The organism is Kosakonia radicincitans DSM 16656 (assembly GCF_000280495.2).
GTDB lineage: Bacteria > Pseudomonadota > Gammaproteobacteria > Enterobacterales > Enterobacteriaceae > Kosakonia > Kosakonia radicincitans.
In genome coordinates, this window is record NZ_CP018016.1 from 3030168 (window position 1) to 3050516 (window position 20349).

Consider the following 20349-nt stretch of genomic DNA (forward strand, 5'->3'; position numbering starts at 1 on the left):
ATGACTGGAATCACACTTTATGGCATCGAAAAACTATCACTCCTGGCTGATGCTGGCGGTGCTGGGGGGAAACCTGGCGGGCACCTCATCCACGCTGGCGCAGCAATCTTCACCAGCCGGAGACAACGCCAGGCAGGTACAGCGATATAATTTCAGCATTCCTGGCGGCGGTTCGCTGGCCGAGGCGCTACTGGCCTTTGGTCAGCAGAGTGGCCTTCAACTCATTGTGCCAAGCGAACTGACCAACGGGCTTTCGAGTGCGGGCTTCAGCGGCAACTATTCGGCTGATGACGCCCTGCGTACGCTGCTGTCGGGCACCCCGTTGAGTTTTAAATATGTCAACACCAATACCATCCAGATCTATAGCACCGCACAGGCCTCAACCGACGGTACCGAAGTTTTAGGTACGGTTCAGGTAGATGGCGCGCTGGATCAGGGCAGCGACATCAAAGGTGTTAATGGCAGCACGGACATTACCGCAACCGAAGGGTCCGGCAGTCTGAATGGCGGCATGCTTACCGTCGGTTCCAAGGGAGCAACCAGCGTTAAAGATACGCCACAGTCGGTCAGCGTTATAACCAGTGAAACCATGCAGCAGCAAGGTATTCGTACCTTGAACGATGCGATGCAAAAAGGCACTGGCATCACAGTGCAACAGGGCAATAACTCGCGCGAGAAAAATTTTTACTCGCGTGGATTTCAGATCACTCGAGCCAGCATCGATGGTGGATCGCCGATCGATATCACCGGCGGCACCAACTATAACAACCGCTTTTCTCCTTCTTTTGATATGTCGATGTACGATCACGTGGAGATCCTGCGCGGTGCCGACGATCTGTTTAACGGTTTCAGCACCACAGGCCCGGGCGGGACTGTTAACCTGGTACGTAAACGCCCGCTCGATCACTTTCAGCTAAAGTACGACGGCTCGGCGGGCAGTTGGGATAACTATCAGAACTCGCTGGACCTTACTTCTCCGCTGAATGACGCTGGTACGCTGCGCGCCCGTGCCGTCTTAACCCGCAAAGACAGCCACCATTTTTACCGCACGGCAAAAGATGAAAATACCGTGGCCTACGGCACGTTGGAAGCCGACCTGACGTCATCCACCTTGTTAACCATAGGCGGCAGCTATCAGCGCATTCGCGGCGTACCACTTACTAACGGCCTGGAGCTTTACCCGGATGGCAGAGATCCCCATTTCAGTCGCAAAACGGCGTGGGTGTTTCCCTGGGAAAAGTCAGACTCCGATACGCGTGAAATCTTTGCTAAGCTGGCTCAGAAAATTGGCGACCGCTGGAACTTCAACCTGAACTATACCGGGCTGTATCAGCGTAACAGCACTATTTACTCTAATGTCGCCGGAAATATTATGCCGGATACCGGCTTGTTCTCAGCCGAGCCCATCTCCGCCGACGGCAGCAATAGTAATAACAAACAGTTCTCTTTTGACTCCACGCTGACCGGAGAGTTTGACGTCTTTGGCCTACCGCAGAAGCTGACTTTCGGTGGCAATTATTCCAAAGAAAACTACTGGATGACCTCCCCCGATGCTGCCAGCATGGTCAACGGCTGGTTCGGTACCACTGGCCCGATAATGGACCCGTGGCACTGGGATACCTCGGTGCCTGAACCGTCAATTCCGGCGGGCTATTATGCGTATATGAGCAGCGGCTCCTCAGTAAACTGGGGGATGTACTCGCAACTGGTACTTACCCCGTGGAAACCACTGCACTTTGGCCTCGGTCTTCGGCTGAACGCCTATAAAAGTAATACCCATACCAGTACCGCCAGCGATCAGAGCGACATCAGCGAATCCACCCGTAAGTGGGAAAGTCCTTACTACTCGGTCAGCTACGATATTAACGATGACCTGAGCTGGTACGGCAGCTACACTAAGATCTTCATCCCGCAGAGTAATATGATCGCACCTTCAGGACAGCAGATCGATCCGGAGACCGGCAGTAATCTGGAGACCGGCCTCAAGTACGCCCAACCGGGAGGTCTGCTGAATGCGTCGCTGTCGCTGTATCAAATACGTCTGGTGAATCAGGGGCAACTGATCGGCGCTGATTCTGTAAATCTGGGCGGCGGACGTACGGGCTACTACCGCAACGCGCCGGATGCGAATATCAGCAAGGGGGTGGATCTTGAGATCACCGGTACCGTACAGCCGTGGTGGCAGACCTCGTTAGGATATACCTATAACTTTAACAAGACCTCTGATCTATCGTCGGACGGACTTAACGACAGCATCACCACCTTCACACCAAAGCACACTATTAAATGGTGGAACGACTTCCAGTTTAACAATGCCGGGGAGACGTTAAGCAAGTTCAGCTTTGGCGTTGGCGTACAGGCGCAGAGCAAGACCAAACAGATTGGTAGCTGGTACGACGATGATTTTAACCAGCACAACTACAACGCCAATACTGCATTCTATGCGGTGTATTCCGCCAGAATCGGCTACGCTATTAACCGCAACTGGAGTGTCGCCCTGTTGGGCAATAACCTGTTCGACAAAACTTACTACTCCACCGTCGGCAACTTACACGGCGGCTACTGGTACGGCGATCCACGTAACTTTGTGCTGTCAATTAGCGGGACCTTTGACTAACCAACTTATCGCCTGCTGCTGCACCCCGAATCATGATTCGGGGTTTTTTATGCGCCGGAAACGGCACAAAAAAAACCTGCCCCGGGAACTGATGCCGATCGGTGAGGATAGATGGCGTCATGCCCGCAGGCAGGTTTTTGATTTCAGGTCATTATGCAGCGTCAGGCGCCTGCTTCATCAATTGCAGGAAACGCGTTCTGAATACCTGTATGCGCTGCGGCTCTCCCGCCGCAAAATCTTCGTTAAAAAGCGCTTCTTTCTGCACATAATCAGCAAACTCAGGTGACTGCTGCCGCCATTGCAAATGCAGCGTTTCTAATGCGCCTTCTGATTCCTCCTCCGGGATTGCCGCCAGTTGTGGTTCAATCCACGCCCAGCGTCGATCCGCCATCGCCAGTTCATCCCTGCTCCAACCTGCGTTAATTTGCTCCAGATGGAACTGGATCTGATACCAGTGATGCTGAATAGTACTCGTCGCATGCGTATCGTTGAGCGCCGACGGCGGCGAAAGGATAGACAGCAGAGAACAAAGATGCTGTTCAAGATCCTGCCCACTCTGGCAGGAATCGTGATGTTCTCTGGCTTCCTGTTGAATCTTCAGCCATACCTGCCGCGGTGTCTCCCGCCCGGTCAGATAGTGGTGTGTCAGTTCAATCCAGTGTAGCCGTAGCGTATTCAGCGAAGACGAAAGCACTGCAGGCCAGCGGAGATCCGCATCTTCCAGCCACTGCACCAGTAAATGCAGTGGAACATCGCCGTAGGCTTTTCCGCTCGCCAGAACGGCGATCAGTTCGTCGATCTGCTGCGGGGTGACAAAATCGAGAACCTCCAGCCACAGCGCCAGTGCGGGTGGCAGGCCGGAAACACGTTCAAATACATCCAGCGATTCCTGTCCTGCCAGCACGTAAGGTGCGGTCAGCAGATCTTTCGGGCGCGGGAAGGCATAGTGAGAGATTTCAGCGGCCAGTGCTTTCTCTTTCAGGCGCCCGGTCAGGAACCTCCGCAGTTCGTCGTCACCGTAGAAAGATGGCCAGGGCTGTACCTCGGGCACCACCACTTCTCCCTCAGATTCAATTACAATCCCTTGCGATCTCAGCCAGTTATTAAGATCTGAAAGTGAATCCACGCCCACTTTACGCGCCACTTCGCTACCGTTGCGGAACAGGAGTAGCGTAGGGATGCCGCGCACACGGAAACGCGGCAGCAGATGTTCATACTCCTCCACGTCCAGTTTAGCCACCGTCAGTTGCCCTTCCGTTGCCGCCGCCACTTTCTCCAGCAGCGGAGCAATAGCCAGGCAGGGGCTGCACCAGGGAGCCCACAGGTCCAGCAGCACTGGCTGCTCAGCATGGTTCAGGGCATCGTCCAGCGTGCGGTCCGTCAGGTTAATAATGAGATCAGACATAGTAACTCCATGATGTTGGAAAAAGGGCTGCGCGTTGTGCTGTGGTCATGCTTAGTCATAAAGCGCATCGCCGCCGTCGTTGATAACGTGCAGATTGCCGGGGAACATCGCGGCAAGTTCTTCCCGGAACAGACTGGTATCCCCGGCAATCACCCAGGTCAGCCGTTCAGGGGAGAACAACTGCTGTGCCAGATCGTTAATCTGCTCCAGCGTGATTTCGCCGATACGCTGCTGATGAGCCTGCCAAAAATCATCGGGCAACTGACTGCGCAGCAGCCAGGAGATCATATTGTTCAGTCCGGACAGGCTTTCGGCGCTACTGCTAAAACCCAGCAGACTGGTACGGCGAACCTCTGCCAGCTCATCCGCCGTCACCGGCCGCTCGCCGATCAAAGCCCGGTATTCCGCCAGAATTTCACTGATGGCATCGCAGGTACGATCGGCCTGGACTTCGGTTTGTACGTAGTGAACCCGTTGTTGAAAATCGTTAATCAGTCGCCCTTTTACGCCATAGGTCCAGTTTTTATCTTCCCGCAGGTTCAGATTTATACGGGAGGTAAAACCGCTGGCGAATACTGCGTTCAACAACTCAAACCCGGCTTCATCGGTGTCGCTAACACCCGGCAGCAGTGAAGCTGCGGCGATGGAGGTTTGCTCTGCACCGGGGATATCAAGAATCCAGACACGGGGATGCATCGGCGGGTCTGCCTGCGGTATCGCAGCATTATCCATTGGCAGCCCCGCCAACTGCCCTACTGAGGTATTCAGTAGCGGCAACAGCACGTCCAGGGTTATATCGCCGGTGACAACAAGTGTGGCCCCCTGGACATTAAGCAGTTGCGGTAGAGCCGCCATTAACTCGGGAAACGTGGTCTGTGTCAGCCCGGCGTGGGTGCCTTCTGACCCGCCAGGCACCCGGCAAGGATGACCTGCGGGATAGAGCAGGCCCGGCAGGACGCGCACGACCAGCGCACTGGCAATCTGCTGCTGTTCGGTCAGCGCATCAAGCTGGATTGCTCGCTGCCGCTGGAAATCTTCCTCCAGCAATACACTATGCGCCAGGCGATCGCTGAGCAGCGCCAGCGAGGCAGGCAACTGCGGGCTGCGACAGGAGAGCAAAAGCGAAAAGTGTCGCAGCCGCCGGCGTAGCTCCATGCGGCAGCCCAGATCGCGGCAGGCCTGGTTGAAGGAGAAAGCATCCCGTTCACCGGCTCCGGACTGGTTAAGCAGCTCGCTCAGCAGTTGATGCTGACCGGGTCGCGGTAGCGCAGCTGTAGGCAACAACAGATCGAGGTAGATATCGTTCTGACCATGCCGTTCCAGCAGCACCAGTCGAATGCCGTTAGCCAGCCGGGCATGCTGCACCTGCGGCAACACCAGTGGCACCGGAGGCTGGATTGCTGGCGGCGGCGTGCGCTGGGCGGCGGTTGCCGTTTCATCCGTTCTGGCGGTGAAGGGTTCTATCTCCAGCGTATAGTGCGGGCGGCTCAACCAGCGCCGGGCGACCTGATGCAGATCGTCAGGCGAGGCGTTGTCCAACTGGCTGAGCTGCTGGCGAAAGGCATCGGCATTGCCCAGCGTCACCTGGCAAACCGAGAGCAATGCGGCTATCTGCGCCGAAGTCTTATAACTATCGCGGAACAGGTTAAGTGCATCATTCTTCACCTCACACAGACGTTGGTCATCGCATGGCTGCGCAAGAAAAGCGTACACTTCCTCCAGCAGGCTCTGCTCCAGCGCGGACAGCGCCTGTCCTTCGGCAACGGTAGCACTGATAATAAACTGGCTGCACAATGCACCGTCAGCGACCATAGCCTGCACACTACTGGCTATCTCCCTGACGTACACCAGATTTTTGACCAGTACGGAAGACAGCCCTGATGCGAGATAATCCGCCACCAGCGACAGTAACGTGGCATCCGGATTACCTGCCGGAGGAATGTTCCATACCAGTTGCAGTGTACCGTTGGCGACTTTCGCCTGGTAGCGATCGCGGCGCTGCGGAGTGATATCGGCGATCCAGCTTTCAGGACGGGCCAGCGGCTGTCCGGCAGGAATATCGCCAAACCAGTGGCTGACTTTCTCCCGCGCGGTAACGAGATCGATATCGCCGCACAGCGCGAGCACCGCATTAGAAGGCGTGTAGTATTTCCGGAACCAGTGCTGCACATCTTCCAGTGTAGCGGCTATCAAATCCTCTTTTTCACCGATAACGGTATGGGCGTAGGGATGCTCAGCGGGGAAACAGCCCCGCGATTTAAACTCGTAGAGCTTGCCGTAGGGACCGCTCTCGGTCTCCAGTTTTTCGTTGAGCACTACCCGCCGCTGCTGATCCAGCGACAACTGACTGATGCTGTCGCAGAAATGCCCCATACGGTCCGACTCCAAAAACAGCGCATAGTCAAACGATCCTGTCGGCACAGTGGCGTGATAGGTGGTGCGATCGGTGCTGGTATAGGCGTTGAGGTTGGTGGCTCCAGCATGAGTCATCTTTTCCAGAAAGGAACCGGGTGCATGTTCGCTGCCTTCGAACATAAGATGCTCAAAAAGATGGGCAAATCCGGTCATCCCTGCGAGTTCATCTTTAGAACCAACCTGGTAAATTAGCTGATATGACACCAGCGGCACATCGCGGTTTTCTGCCACGATAACCGTTAGTCCGTTATCCAACGTGAAGGTACTGGTGGGGAAAGCGATATCGGCCAGAGGCTCGCGCTTATCCGATATGGGTCGTGGCCTGTACTGCGTTGTCAAAATCTATCCTCTCTCGGTTATGCATGACATATCAGAATGCCGCTCAGCGGCATTCAGGGAAGACCCATTCAGGGGCCGGACGAGAGAGAAACGACTGAACAACAGAATTTTCGCAGCCGGTAGTAAAAAATATTTTCTGTTGCCGGCTCATCACCTTCATATACAGGCGCTGGCGCTACCGGCTGATTCAACAAGAATAATTATCTGGCCATTAATTTTAATTTGGCAAAAAAAACTAAAAATCACACGACATTAAAAATATCGAGTTTTTTTGCTGCGGCGGGTGATGAAAACGGCAGGTAGGGTCGTTTTCATCGTATCACCACAGCGTGCAGTGCTGACCTGCGGTATTCCGAATGATTTATGCCAGTGTAATGAGGAGTGAATGAGCGTGCATACCAATTCTGAAAAATCTGACGATGCGTCGGGTGCGGCAAAAATCCGCGTCAACTTCAGCTTGCCATTGCTGTTATTGATCGCAGCATCGATGGCCGTACGGGCTGAACCGCAGGCCATTCCGGTCAATGCGGTTTCCGCCAGCGCCACCAGCGAAAGTGTTCAGAGTCCAGTTCAGCCACACCTTATCCCGGCAACCACCGGAGCTACACAACCCGCTGGTACAACACGACCTGTCGTCACCGTAGCCGCAAAACCGCCGATGCTGACAGACTTTTCACCGCTCGCCCTCTATCACCACGCGGACCGGATTGTAAAAGCGGTGATCCTGATCCTGATTTTTTCCTCCGTACTCAGTTGGAGCATCTGGTCCGGTAAAACCCTGGAGTTGTTGGTGCGTGGTCGCCGCCTGAGAAAAAATCTCCTGCTGCTGACCGGTAAACGCTCGCTTCACCAGTGTGGCGAGCTCTCCGCGAAGAGCTGTGAACAAATGCGCCAGGTTGCGCTGAACGAGTTGGATCGTGCGAATGATCGCCTGTCGACTCAAGCGGTACAAGCGCTGCGCGACCGCGTTGTCGCCCTTATCCAGCGCATTGAAGCCGCGGAAGCGCGCCTGGCCACACGGGGTGCCAGCATCCTCGCCACCACCAGCGCCGTTGCGCCGTTTATCGGCCTGTTTGGCACGGTTTGGGGTATTATGCACAGTTTTATCTCCATCGCGCAGTCGCAGACCACCAACCTCAGCGTGGTTGCACCCGGTATTGCCGAAGCGCTGTTTACCACCGCGCTGGGGCTGGTGGTCGCCATTCCGGCGGTCATCCTCTACAACGTTATCGGTAGGCTTATCACCGGCTATCGCCTGCTGCTGGCCGAATCGATGACCCTGACCCTGTGCCTGCTCAGCCACGATCTGGATGCGCTGGAACAGAACTCTCATCCTCTTCTGACGAGAGCATCATAGCTATGGCCTTCTCCTCTCAATCCGCTGGCGGCGACGATCTGAACGCGCTTGCCGAGATCAACGTTACGCCAGTTATCGACGTGATGCTGGTGCTGCTGATCATCTTTATGGTAGCGGCGCCGCTCTCTACGGCCAATATTCCGCTGGATCTGCCGTCAACCACCTCCAGCCAGCCGACGCCTGCGCCGGAGCCAATTACCGTCAGCCTGAAGAGCGATAACCAACTGTACATCGGTGATAAACCGGTGAGCCGCGAAGATTTTATCGCCGATCTGGATGCCGGAACCCACGGCGATAAGGACGCGCGGATTTTCCTGCGGGCAGATAAAGATATCGACTATGCACGGCTGATGACCTTTATGGATCTGCTGCGCGATGGCGGCTATACCAAAGTGGCATTGATTGGCCTGCCCAGTGAGGCGGCGGGGAATCATCCATGACCAGCTTTATTCTCAATAATGTCCAGCCCCTGCGCGTAAAGCCGCGTGGAGAAAAGCTGTCGTGGTCAATCGGTCTGCTGCTGGCGGTTGCTGTACATCTGTTAGTGCTGATATATCTGCTGCGGAAACCGCCGGCACCACCGATGGTGATGCCCAACCCGGCAGCGGCACCGATGTCGGTTATTATGGCGGTGATGCCAACCACCTCGCAGATTTCCAGCCAGGAAAGCGTTGCACAGCAGGCTAGCCAACCCGTTGAATCAGAACCGCCACCTTCGTCCGCCAAACTGGATGTGGCGGCGAAAGAAGTGAAAAACGCCGAGGTCAAAGCGGTGGTCCACGACAGCAAGCAGAGGCCGAAAGCGGAGGCTAAACAGCCAAAACCACAGCGAACCGTTAAGCCACGCGAAGTTAAACCCCTGCCCAAAAAAGTTGAGGTAAAAAAACCGGCATTAATCACCACGCCGGACTCAGTGCGCAGCAACAGCAGCGAACGGCTTTCACAACAGAATCAGGCCCCGCAGGTCGGCGCCGCCAGTAATCAGGCCGCCACGGAGAAGCAGAACTGGCAGTCGATGATCCTCGCCCAGCTTCAGCGCGAGAAGCGCTATCCCGGCTATGCGCTGCGGATGAAACAGCAGGATACAGTGATGGTACGCTTCACTATCGACCGCAATGGCAATGTACTGGAAACTGCTATTGAGAAAAGTAAAGGTTATGTTACGTTGGATCGTGAATCGCTCCAGCTGCTGGAGCGAGCATCTCCGCTTCCAAAACCACCGGCCAGCGCGTTTACGCAATCGGATAGAATGGTATTAGTGGTGCCAGTTTCATTTTCTATTCGCAATGTTTGACTGAAGCCTAAAATAAAATTACCGCCATCGTCGTAATGCGAAGGTGGCGATTTTTTATCGTCTGCGCAAAAGTGAATAAATTTAAAAAATGGGAGTGAGAAGTTTTACTGGATAAATAAAATAACAAGGATGGAATAAAGAATAAAAGGGAAGTGATAATATATTTTAAATTACGACTGATTTTTCAGCAAAACTTCCCGACAGTGCAGCACTGCTTTAACCGCATATTTCTCTACCAGGCTACGGGATACGCCAAGCTTTTCTGCTATCTGTGCATGAGTCATACCCTCAACGCGGCTCATGTAGAGGATTTCTCGAGACTTTTCAGGTAAAGAGGATAAAGCATCATCTATCTCTTTTATTTGCTGCTTATAATGCAGGTTTTCTTCCGGGGTTGGCATGTAGTTTTCAAATAGCTCAAAAGCGCCTTTGAGTAGCTGGCTACGGCGTTGTTCGGTACGAACATAGTCCGTTGAGGCATTCATGGCGATGCGAATCAAATAATTTCGCGCGTCGTCATGAGTCGGAAACTGATTAGCCAGATTAAGTATGCGAAAATAAATATCCTGCGTCAGATCCTGAGCAACCTGCCGTGAACCGGTGCGATAGGTGATTATCCGCTGCAATGTCGGATGGAGATCAACAAACACATCGAGAATATTATGAGTTGCTATCACCGTTATAACTCCAGATGGACAAGGATAATTCAATATTAAACTAAATATAAACGAATTCAGCACACGACACTAATAGTATTTCCATATATAGATACTCTGAGAGTGAGTAAAGATTCGCGAAGATTTGGGCATGAGGAAACGGTATGAAAAGTACGGGCTGACAAAGACAGCCAGGATGTCCCTCTCTCAGCGCAAGTTCTGCCACATTTATAATGGGTATTTTTTCAGAGGAACAGCATCATGAACGCGATAAAAGTCATTAGCATCGATCTGGTTAAATCAGTCTTTCAGATCTGCGTCTGGATGAATGACGGGATTGCAATTACCCGTAAGGTTTCCCGAGCTAAATTGCTGGACTGCATTCTCCAGTTTCCTGCAGGTTTGATCGTTGGAATGGAGGCTTGTGCAACTTCACGTTCCTGGGGCACACTTTTCAAACAATGGGCTTTCCGTCCAACTTATCCCCACCCAGCACGTAAAAGCATTGACGCATCACCCAAAAAAGATGCGAATGATGCACTGGTAACTTGTGAGACGGCCTGTCAATAGACCTGTTTTAGTTCCATGTATTTTTTGAGTTCCCGGCCAAATAATGGTGCTGTCGGTATTTCTCCAGTATCAGATAGCAGGTGAGGCCACCTGAATTACAGAAAACGAGATCTGATGTTGATAGCTTTACATCTGCCTGATAATGGTTGAATTGGTTGATTTTTGCTTCCTGAATACGCCAGTCAAATCTGCCTTTCCGTTAATTTGCACCCGACATCTCGTTGATTAAAGCACGGAGTGGGATTACTGCTGTCCACAGTTCTGGCAAACAGTGAAAGACAGAACGAATAAGAAGGCCTGCGTAAAGAAAAATGTGTCGCGGCGAGTGATGCGAATTACCTTACAACAAACACAGGCAGTGAAGAACAGCGCCGGGCGGATTCCGGACGCTGTGAACCGACGCCATTGCTACGAAGCCTGATCCGGCTGCACCTCAGGCCATATAATAGCCTGTGCAACAATCACATCCTGCCCATTAAACGTCGCGGCGGGGGAACCATACAGTTGATAACCAAGCGCCAGCGCTTCTGAAACCCGATGACAAAATTTAGCGTCATCCTTACCTGTCAGGAGACGGTAACGAGGAAGACCATCCGGAGGTTCATGGCCCTTATTTTTTATTTCTGGATTGATCATGGTAGTACTCCTCTTTCAAATTTAGCCTGTTAGGCTCTGTCGTTATTCTCATCTTCACAAAACCGTAAAATACCACGATGGCCAGTCTGACCACAAAGCTCACGGCATGTTCAAATGCATTGTCCGGGTAATTGCGCGTGGTTCACACCATAGATTTTCTCCCGGCAATTTCGGTTAAGGTGCATGTCCGGATGCTGGAGGAGCGGAATATCGAATCAAGAAGCATTTTAAAATGCTCTCGTATTGTGAAAATACACGTATCAATAATATTGAGACACCGATCTGAAGGAACGATAAATCGTGCCACTACAGACTGTGGCAAACTGGAATCTCAGACTAAAGGCAGCGTAACCATCACCTCCAGCCCGCCGCCTGCCCGGCTGTTGACGCTGAGATCCCCGCCATGCTGCCGGGCAATCTGGTGCGCGATGGCTAATCCCAGCCCGGAACCGTTATGCCGGGCGGCAGTACCAGCTCCGCGATGAAAGGGCTTGATAATCAGCAATAAATCCTGCTCTGATACACCGGGACCGCGATCGCGTACCGCAATTTTGGCGACATTTTGTTCCCGCCAGCTGGCGACCTCTAATCCAGTCCGGCCATATTTGGCTGCGTTTTGCATCAGGTTTGTCAGCAGGCGCATCACGCTGACGGGGCGGAAAAGGAACACCGGCAGCGGGGCAAGGTTCAGGCTAAAGTTCTGTCCCAGCCCGGTAAAATCATGTGTCAGCTCGGTAATTATCTGGTTGATGTCACCGGGCTGAGTTAACTCCGTTGCACTGCCACGGGCATAATCAATAAATTGCTGAAGAATGTTATCAACGTCATCAAAATAACGACCAAAATCATCCTGGGTGGATTTCCCCTGCTCACGCATTGCCAGCGACAGCCTCAGCTTGGTCAGTGGCGTTCGCAGATCGTGAGAAATACCGGCCAGCATCTGCGCCCGGGTATTCTCCATCTCAGCCAGACCATCCAGCATGTGATTAAATGTCAGGCTGACCGTCTTGATTTCAGTCGGCCCTTCTGGCGATAAGGGACGCGGCCATCCTCCCTTTCCGACGTCAGTTGCGGCCCGAGCCAGTGATGTCAGTGGCCGGTTGATGCGCCGTTGCAGGGCATAAGCGGTGAACAATGCCATCAGGGACAAAACGACTGACAGCAAAATCGCGCTTATCAGGCCAGAAAGATGGTCCGAAGGCTCCACGGCCAGCGCAATCCAGTACGGCTGCCCGGCGGTGTTCACCTTCACCCATAATTTTTTTCCGGGTGCCTGCTCCCAGCGCAACTGAATGCCCGCCGGAAGTTGCTGATGCAGACTATCAAGAAAGACTTTCAGATAATAACGACGATAGAACCCAGCCAGTCCCAGCGTGGGTATTTCTATGGAATGCTGTGGTGGCTGAGCAACGCCCTGCACCGCCTGCACATAGCGATCACGATCCCTGGCTGGCACCGCTGCCAGCAGCTTATCGAGCATTACGATCTGCGAGGCAATCAGCGAGGCGGCGTCATTGACCCGGGGTTTCTGGATAAAAACCAGAAACACCGCCAGCGTGGTGAATTGCGTCAATGTGACCAGCAATATCAATAGGACACTGTTGCGTGCCAGCAGTGAGCGAGGCCAGAATTTTTTCACGTTTCGCTATCTACAATCAGCATGTAACCCATGCCCCAGACGGTCTTCAGCCAGCGGGGCTCGGAAGGTTGCACTTCAAGTTGCTGGCGCAGGCGTAAAATCTGCACATCGACGCTTCGGTCCAGCGCTTCATACTCGCGTCCTCTGGCGCGGTTCAGCAGATTCTCCCGGCTGATCGGCCGGTTAGGCGTGGTAGCCAGCGCAATCAACAGATTCATTTCAGCAGAATTTAGTGCCAGCGGTTGATCTGCGCGGTAAAGCGTCTGACGGGTGATATCCAGGCGGTAAGGGCCAAAACAGACCTCTCCCGAACCGCTGGGTGTTTCACCACGCTGCAACGCCTGCCGCCGGAAGATTGCTTTAATACGCGCCACCAATTCCTGCGGCAGGAAAGGCTTGGCGAGATAATCATCAGCGCCGGTTTCCAGACCAATCACCCGGTCTATCGGGTCACCGCGCGCAGTGAGCATCAGGATAGGCAACGTGTATTTCGCCGCGCGCAGGCGGCGGCAAACGGACAGACCATCTTCCGGTTCCATCATCAGATCCAGCACCAGCAGATCAAAAGGTTCACGCTGCAAATACCGGTCGAGTCGCGCGCTGTTTTCCGCCGTTCTGACTTCAAACCCCTGATCGCTTAAATAGCGTTGCAGCATGCTGCGCAGTTCATTTTCATCGTCCAGAACGAGGATTTTCTTCGCCTTATACCCGGGTTTCGCGTCACTCATAAATCATTCCCCCGACTGCGTCGCGCCTGCCAGGCCTCTTGTGCACGTTGCAAAACGACATAAAAACAAGGGACTAACAGAATGGCAAGCAAAGTCGCTGACAACATTCCCGAAAAAACGGTAATCCCCAGTGATTTTCTGGCGCTGGCGCTGGCACCGCTGGAAAAGATCAGCGGTACTACACCCAGGGTAAACGCCAGCGATGTCATGATAATCGGCCGGAAACGCGTTCTGGCCGCCGTCAGTGCAGCATCAATGATGCTACTACCGGCCAGGCGCTGCTGACGGGCATATTCGACAATCAGGATCGCATTCTTGGCGGCAAGACCGACGAGCAATAACACGCCAATCTGAGTATAAAGATTGTTAGCGATATTCAGCGCTAACAATGTGATTGCCGTACCTGATAAGGCAAGTGGGACACCAAGGATTACGCTGACAGGTAACCAGTAGCTTTCATATTGTGCCGCCAGCACCAGATAAACCAGCAGCAGTGACATGGCGAAGGCAATATAGATACGGTTTCCGGCCACTTTTTCCTGATACGACATATCGGTCCAGGACAGGCTGATATCCGGCGGCAGAGTGGCTTTAGCCAGTGTCTCCAATGCCTGCATCGCTGCCCCACTACTGTAACCCGGTGCGGGCATACCGGTGAGCGTGGCAGCCGGGTTGAGATTATATAAAGAAGCAACAACTGGCCCCCGGGTCGGGGTGAAACTGACCAGTGTCGCCAGCGAAACCGGCTCACCGCTGGCATTTTTTACCGTCAGTGCGGAGATTTGCTGTTGCAGCAGACGCTGATCTGACTGCGCCTGCACATAAACTTTCACGCTATGGTTCTCGCGGGTGATTTGATTGACATAGCTGGCACCAAGATACTGTTGCATCGCATCAAAGGCATCACCGGGAGATACGCCCATCGCTGCCGCGCGCGTTCTGTCCAGCGTGACATTGATCTGCGGCACATCAGCGCGCAGTGTGCTGAACATGCGCGACACTTGCGGCAGTGCCATCGCCTGTCGGGCAAAATTGTCACTCACCTGCTGCAGATGTCTGTAATCACTTTTCCCGTCATTCTCGCTCAGGATCATCTGCATACCGCCGCCGTTACCGACGCCCTGAATCGGCGGCGGCACAATCACCAGTGCATTGGCATCGGGAATTCCTGCCAGTTGTTTATTCAGGTTGAGATAGATTGAACGTAAATCCTGGTTCCTGCCACGCTGGTTCCAGGGCTTCAGGGTGATGTAAATCAGCGCCGCGTTGGACAAGGACGCATTATTGTCGAGCGGTGACAGTCCACCGATGACCACGACGTGATCTACCCCAGGCTGCTGATTCAGCATGCCCTCTACCTGTTGAGTAACATTGGCGGTTTTTCCCAGCGAAACTGCGTCTGGCAGTTGCAGCGATACCAACAGGTAACCCTGGTCTTCCAGCGGAATAAATCCGGTAGGAATTTTGAGGAAGGCAGCTAACGCCAGCACGATCATCACCATGCCACCGATAAGCGCCGCTTTGCTGTGGCGGATTAAGCGGCGAACACCGTTGAGATAAACGTTCTCCAGCCAGCCGAAAACCTAGTTGAACTTCCGGTAAACCCAGGGCCTGGTTCCCTCTTTCACTGGTCGCAGCCACTGTGCGCTCTGCACCGGTTTCAGCGTCAACGCATTAAGAGCGCTGAGCAAGGTCGTCACGGCAATCACCAGCGCAAACTGACGATACATCTGGCCGCTAAGCCCCGGTAAGAAGCTGGCCGGGAGATACACTGCCACCAGCACCAGGGTGATAGAAATAATTGGCGGCAACAGCTGGCGCATGGCACGCAGCGTCGCCTCGCGCGGCGTATATCCCTGTTCTATATGATGACTCACGCCTTCGACCACCACGATCGCATCATCAACCACGATACCGATCGCCAGCACGATGGCAAACAACGTCAGCAGATTGATGGAAAAACCCATCAGGTAAATGGCACCGAACGTGCCGATAAGGGTGACAGGTACCGTGGTGGCGGGTACCAGCACCGCCCGCCAGTTTTGCAAAAATGCCACGATCACCAGTAAAACCAGCAGACCGGCAATCAACAAGGTGCTGTAGACGTCATCGACTGAACTCTGAATAAAGTTGGTGGTGTCGAATGGCAGTGAATAGTGCATACCTGCCGGCAGTTGGGTTGACATTTTTTGCATCTCTGCAGCGACTGCTGCGCCAACGTCCAGCGCATTGGCATCCGGTAACTGTGAAATAGCAATCCCTGCTGCAGGTTTACCGTCCATGGTGAAAAATTGCGAATAACTCGATGAACCCAGTTCGGCATGGCCGACATCCTGTAAACGCACCAGCCTGCCACCATCCTGGGTGCTGCTTTTAATAACGATCTGATTGAACTGGCTGGCATCGGTCAGCAGGCCATTAACGTTAAGCGTCAGTTGCCTCTGCTGGCCACTGTCGACGGGTGGAGCGCCCAACTGCCCGGCGCTGACGCTGCGGTTTTGCGCTTTGATAGCGCTGATGACGTCATCCGGTACCAGGCTGTATTGCTGCATACGCGCCGCATCCAGCCAGATGCGAATGCTGTAATTTCCGGTACCAAACACCGTGACATCACCCACGCCAGGTATGCGCGCCAGTGAGTCGCGCAGATGATTAGTGACGTAGTTGCTCAAAAACAGTGTGTCCTGAGCCGGGTCGCTCGATTGCAGACTATACAACTGCAAAATGGCCGTTGATCTTTTACGCACCGTTACCCCCTGCTGCTGCACCGCATCCGGCAGTTGGGAAAGCGCAGCCTGCACACGGTTTTGCACCAGGATTTGAGCCTGGTCGCTATCGGTGCCGATAGCAAAGGTGATATTCAGGGTATAGGTACCATCGTTGCCGGTGGTGGATTTCATATACAGCATGTTCTCGACACCATTTACCTGCTGCTCAATGGGGAACGCTACCTGCCCCTGCAAAGTCTGTGCATTGGCTCCTGGATAGTGAGTCACCACCTGAACCGTCGGCGGAGTGATGGGGGGATACTGCGACACCGGCAACACCCATAACGCAGCAGCGCCGAGGATCAGGATAATCAGTGACAACACATTGGCGAAAACTGGCCGGTCGAGGAAGAACTTAATCATGCTGGCTTTGCGCCTCGTTGCTGATGTTCACCTTTCTCCCCAACAAATCCGGACGGGCAAAGGTCAGGACGCGTTGCGTGTTGTCAATTGCGCTGAGCAAAATGACATGCTCACCGCTACCGGGAGCCGTTTTAACGCTAAGGCGGCTAACCGTGCCATCCGCGGCAACCGGGAAAATACTGTCGCCCTGCACTGCCGTGGCCGGAAGTTGCAACTGGCTCACTGGCGCTGCCGCATGCAGAGTGACCTGGACAAACATACCCGGCAGCAGGTTAACTGGCGGCTGATGCAGAGTCGCGCGCAGGGTGATATTGCCGCTGGCGCTGTCAAGCTGGTTATCGACAAAATCGATGGCGGTATGCAGAGGCTCACTTAGTCCGGGAATGGTGATATCTAACGGCTGATGCGCGACAGCATCGCTGCGTGCGGCGATAATGCCAAAACGCGTCGCGTCTGACTGATTAAGGCTGAAAGTGACATACAACGGGTCGATTTTATTCAGCGTGGCTAACACGGTATTACCGCTGGTACCCACCAGATTACCGACATCAACGGTGCGCCGCCCGATGCGTCCGGTGAAAGGTGCGGTAATACGCGTATAACCAAGATTAATTTGCGCAATATCCCGCTGTGCCAGGGCCTGATCTCTGGCGGTTTGCGCGTCCTGCAAGGTTGACAAGGAGATAACGCGTGACGGATAGAGTGCCTGGTCGCGGTCGGTTTCACGCTGGGCATTTATCAGCGTGGCCTGATCCGAATTAAGCTGTGCCTGTAAGGCAGCCGGGTCTAACGTAAACAACACTTGTCCGGCCTGTACCAGGTCGCCGTCTTTAAAATTGACAGATTGCAGCGTCGCAGCGACGCGCGCTGCAATCTGCACCTGCTCTGAAGCACTCAGTGTCCCGGTGACGGTAATTGACGAGTCAAATGTGAGTTTTTGCGGCACGCTTACCGAAACCACAGGAACCGACTGCCGGGGAGCGTTTTCCTGTGGCTTACAGCCCGCCAGAAAACAGCCGGCCATCAACAACAGTCCATACCCGCATGTCACACTAAGCGTCTTCATGGATAGCGCGTTCATGGGGTTGATTATTTTTTCGCAGCCATAAATGCACTGAGTTGCGAGAGGGTGATATAGCCATTTTTCGCGGTATCTATTTCTGAAAAGTGCCGGGCGACGCGTGGCATACCAACCTGCGCCTCGGCCAGAGTCAGTTTTCCATCATGATTGGTATCCGCGGCAGTAAAGCGATTTTGCATACGTTGTGCGAGGCTATCCGCCGGTGCTGCGCTGGCAGCACTGATAAAGACGAAACCTGCAGCCAGCATCAGAAACTTTTTCATTTATTACCTCGAGTTACCGTTAATGAGAGCGTATCGGGAAAAGCAGAACCTCACGGAAAAAGAATATAGAAAAGCCAGCCAGGAAGGGTTTCTGAATTGTTCCAGACTTATGTCATCGCATGTCATGGGAACACTGAGCTGACTCCCGCTCAGTTCAGGATGCGCGGCGTAACCACGTTGGCGGAGATGTGCATTAAGGAGATGATTGGCACCAGGTTGGGAGATGCAAGCGCGCAATCGCTTCGTCACTGAGTTTTTCGGGGAAGGTCATCAGCGCGCATATTGAATTTGCATGCGCCACAATTAACGCCGTTTTACCGACGCGTAATTCAGATACCACTATCTGTTGCCAGTAAGGAGGTATCCGATGCGGGTCACAGGTCGATGTGATTATTCGTATAAGGATGCTTCACCTGCTGGACGGGTTTTAAACCGGCGGTGCATCCACAGGTATTGTTCAGGGGCACGGAGGATTTCATTTTCGATGATTTTATTCATGTAACCAGCTGCGACGACCTCGTCGCCCTCGGGATAGCCTGATAACGGATTACTGATATACATCTGATAACCTTTTTTATCGCTCCGTCGGATCATGCTAAGAGTGATCAAATCTGCGCCAGCGAGTTTTGACAGTGCATATGTTCCATTCGTCGTGGCTGCATTTTTTACGGAGAAAAAGGGAGCGAAAACGCTGCCCTTAGGCCCATAATCTTGATCAGGTGCAAACCACACAGCTTCACCGGCCTTAAGAGCATGAACAAAGCCAGATAAATTACGTCGATTAATCATCGCTTTATTTGAACGCATACGCCCTTTTGTCTGAACCCATTCCATCAATGGATTATTGTGTGGGCGATACGTTGCCATCATAGGATGACATAACCCCATGACTCTTCCGCACAATTCAAGAGACATAAAATGAATCCCGACAACCATTACCCCTCTGGTTGCATTGGTCAGGTTTTCAACCCCTTCGACATCAAACCATTTCTTGACTCTCGCATCGCTCCAGAACCAGGCCATGCCCGTTTCCATCAGTCCCAGACCGAGAGAAACAAAGTTTTTATTGACCATCTGGCTTCGGGCAAATGGTGTCATTTCGGGAAAGCAGAGCTCAATATTTTTAATCGCAATACGTTCCCGGCGTTTCAGAAAGTGTCTGGATATTTTTCCAAGACCAGAGCCCAGAATATGTAAGACCGGGTAAGGAAGTTGAACTATAAGCCACAGCAGGCCCAAACCAGACCAGGTAAACCAGTAGCGGGGATAGAGTAAATTATGATTAAAGGGTTGTGACATAAATTTCCTTAATGCTAATGAAAGTTGTAACGCATAAGGAAAATAATGAAGAATTCGTCTTTAGCGATACACATCGTTTTAGACAGTTGCAGACTGTTTAAATTCAGAAAATAAAACAATCCTGCAAGTAATGGTAAAAAATATGGAGAACCGGGAGAAAATAGTGAAGCAGTAATTTTTTTGCCATAAATTTATGGGTTGATTATTGGCATGCAGGAAGTTGTCTTCTGGATTCATCATCCTCAGGATACTCAAAAGCGAAAAGGTGAATTTGGGTAAGGTTATAAAACCATAACCTTTTCGTTGAATAACTTCGCCCGGTTTGAAACATACCCCTGATATTTCACGAATAATTGCATAGTGGCCATTATTAAATCTGGCCCGGTGGATACCGAATACAGAAAGATTGACCTGCCTGTCTGTGACGGCTGTTCGAAAGGATATCTCCTTCAATAAAAACAGATTTAATAGATTTCATTATCATGGCCTCTACCACAGCAGTATAAGAGAAATGTTGTCATTCCCGGCATCGTTTAGATTAGGTTGCGGGGCTGATAAGCCCCCAATATATCCGCATTCTGATGATCTGAATAATAGCCAGCAGGCAGAACACCAGATATTGAAAATTGAATGTCTGATTTATGATACAATACCCTTCCATGAGAAATTTATGATGAAATCAGAAGACACCCTTGACTGGTACCCGGCACAGTTGCCGCCCGTGAAAATTATTCTTGGTGAAGCCGTGCTGGCTGTGGGTAAACAGGGCCGACCGATTAATACCCGAACGTTGCTTGAATACCTTCAGGTTATGCAGGGCAAGCAAAAAAGGCGGGATGACAAAGTCGCCATGCAAACTGCGATTGATGTTCTCAGGGATAATCAGCGCATTAACGGCAGACGTTAATGCGCGTCTGAA

General features: G+C 52.7%; 15 protein-coding genes and 1 pseudogene. 6 read left to right on the forward strand and 10 right to left on the reverse strand.

Annotation, left to right across the window (positions count from 1 at the left end; all coding sequences use genetic code 11):
- The first annotated feature begins 19 nt into the window (after positions 1-19).
- Complete coding sequence (locus tag Y71_RS14500; RefSeq protein WP_007374850.1) at positions 20-2617, forward strand: TonB-dependent siderophore receptor; 2598 nt, start codon at positions 20-22, stop codon at positions 2615-2617.
- 151 nt (positions 2618-2768) lie between these two features.
- Here Y71_RS14500 and Y71_RS31115 read toward each other — a convergent pair whose 3' ends face one another.
- Both Y71_RS31115 and Y71_RS14510 read right to left on the reverse strand, forming a co-directional pair.
- Positions 2769-4022, reverse strand: a complete 1254-nt coding sequence (locus tag Y71_RS31115) for a thioredoxin family protein (protein WP_007374849.1) — start codon at positions 4020-4022, stop codon at positions 2769-2771.
- 51 nt (positions 4023-4073) lie between these two features.
- Entirely contained in the window at positions 4074-6776 is a 2703-nt protein-coding gene (locus Y71_RS14510; RefSeq protein WP_081120778.1) for a M16 family metallopeptidase, read from the reverse strand.
- Between the two features lie 385 nt (positions 6777-7161).
- Between Y71_RS14510 and exbB the strand changes: the two genes are divergently transcribed.
- From exbB to tolA, 3 genes are read left to right on the forward strand one after another with little or no spacing between them, the layout of a single operon-like run.
- Positions 7162-8133: a tonB-system energizer ExbB gene (exbB, locus tag Y71_RS14515; RefSeq protein ID WP_007374846.1), complete on the forward strand. Its 972-nt coding sequence runs from the start codon at positions 7162-7164 to the stop codon at positions 8131-8133.
- A gap of 2 nt (positions 8134-8135) precedes the next feature.
- Positions 8136-8573, forward strand: a complete 438-nt coding sequence (exbD, locus tag Y71_RS14520; RefSeq protein ID WP_007374845.1) for a TonB system transport protein ExbD — start codon at positions 8136-8138, stop codon at positions 8571-8573.
- Positions 8570-9427 carry a cell envelope integrity protein TolA gene (gene tolA / locus Y71_RS14525; RefSeq protein ID WP_007374844.1) on the forward strand — a complete coding sequence of 286 codons (858 nt, stop codon included), beginning with the start codon at positions 8570-8572 and terminating at the stop codon, positions 9425-9427. Before exbD ends, tolA begins: the two co-directional genes overlap by 4 nt.
- A 170-nt stretch (positions 9428-9597) precedes the next feature.
- Here the strand turns inward: tolA and Y71_RS14530 are convergent, their stop codons facing one another.
- Positions 9598-10104 carry an RNA polymerase sigma factor gene (locus Y71_RS14530; RefSeq protein ID WP_007374843.1) on the reverse strand — a complete coding sequence of 169 codons (507 nt, stop codon included), beginning with the start codon at positions 10102-10104 and terminating at the stop codon, positions 9598-9600.
- Between the two features lie 240 nt (positions 10105-10344).
- Between Y71_RS14530 and Y71_RS30400 the strand changes: the two genes are divergently transcribed.
- Complete coding sequence (locus tag Y71_RS30400) at positions 10345-10653, forward strand: hypothetical protein (protein WP_035943411.1); 309 nt, start codon at positions 10345-10347, stop codon at positions 10651-10653.
- 408 nt (positions 10654-11061) lie between these two features.
- Here Y71_RS30400 and Y71_RS14540 read toward each other — a convergent pair whose 3' ends face one another.
- From Y71_RS14540 to lpxP, 7 genes and pseudogenes are all read right to left on the reverse strand, one after another.
- On the reverse strand, positions 11062-11289 hold the full coding sequence (locus tag Y71_RS14540; protein WP_007374842.1) for a DUF1737 domain-containing protein: 228 nt from the start codon (positions 11287-11289) through the stop codon (positions 11062-11064).
- A 331-nt stretch (positions 11290-11620) separates the two neighbouring features.
- A complete protein-coding gene (locus Y71_RS14545) occupies positions 11621-12928 on the reverse strand; it encodes an ATP-binding protein (protein ID WP_081120780.1) in 1308 nt (435 codons plus the stop codon).
- Positions 12925-13656 carry a response regulator gene (locus Y71_RS14550; RefSeq protein WP_007374840.1) on the reverse strand — a complete coding sequence of 244 codons (732 nt, stop codon included), beginning with the start codon at positions 13654-13656 and terminating at the stop codon, positions 12925-12927. The genes Y71_RS14545 and Y71_RS14550 overlap by 4 nt, the downstream gene beginning before the upstream one ends.
- Positions 13653-16787, reverse strand: a pseudogene (locus Y71_RS30745) (efflux RND transporter permease subunit). Before Y71_RS30745 ends, Y71_RS14550 begins: the two are co-directional and overlap by 4 nt.
- On the reverse strand, positions 16780-17811 hold the full coding sequence (locus Y71_RS14560; protein ID WP_007374837.1) for an efflux RND transporter periplasmic adaptor subunit: 1032 nt from the start codon (positions 17809-17811) through the stop codon (positions 16780-16782). Before Y71_RS14560 ends, Y71_RS30745 begins: the two are co-directional and overlap by 8 nt.
- Positions 17812-17876: 65 nt before the next feature.
- Complete coding sequence (locus tag Y71_RS14565; RefSeq protein ID WP_007374836.1) at positions 17877-18131, reverse strand: EF-hand domain-containing protein; 255 nt, start codon at positions 18129-18131, stop codon at positions 17877-17879.
- 390 nt (positions 18132-18521) lie between these two features.
- Complete coding sequence (lpxP, locus tag Y71_RS14570; RefSeq protein WP_007374834.1) at positions 18522-19430, reverse strand: kdo(2)-lipid IV(A) palmitoleoyltransferase; 909 nt, start codon at positions 19428-19430, stop codon at positions 18522-18524.
- 673 nt (positions 19431-20103) lie between these two features.
- Between lpxP and Y71_RS14580 the strand changes: the two genes are divergently transcribed.
- Positions 20104-20337: a hypothetical protein gene (locus Y71_RS14580; protein WP_007374831.1), complete on the forward strand. Its 234-nt coding sequence runs from the start codon at positions 20104-20106 to the stop codon at positions 20335-20337.
- The last annotated feature ends 12 nt before the right edge of the window (positions 20338-20349 follow it).